This window comes from Mesorhizobium sp. M1A.T.Ca.IN.004.03.1.1 (assembly GCF_003997555.1).
Classification (GTDB): domain Bacteria; phylum Pseudomonadota; class Alphaproteobacteria; order Rhizobiales; family Rhizobiaceae; genus Mesorhizobium.
This window is the reverse complement of record NZ_RZTV01000611.1, coordinates 1-257: the sequence shown is the minus strand read 5'-3', so window position 1 is coordinate 257 and position 257 is coordinate 1. Positions and strand designations below refer to the sequence as shown.

Annotated in this window: 1 protein-coding gene; it reads right to left on the bottom strand. The window is 64.2% G+C overall.

The window, feature by feature from the left end:
- Positions 1 to 257: glycosyltransferase (locus EOD29_RS33085; protein WP_127248864.1), on the bottom strand; the 257-nt coding region annotated here is incomplete at both ends.

Below are 257 nucleotides of genomic sequence, written 5' to 3'. Positions count from 1 at the left end.
TGGGCGGCTTCGATCGCCGTGGCGGCGCTCTCGGGATTGGTGAAATCGGCAAGCAGGAGAACAGGATGCCGGTCGGCGAGCGTCGAAAAGGCATCGTTGGCGTTCAGCACCGGCAGCAGACCGGCGCTCATCGCCTCCAGCGCCACCAGGCCGAAACCTTCATATTCCGAGGCGGAGGCGAAAATCGAGGCTTCTGCGATGATGCGCCGGATGGTGTCGTTCTCGGGCGACACATGCAGGGTGACGCGTCCGGAGAG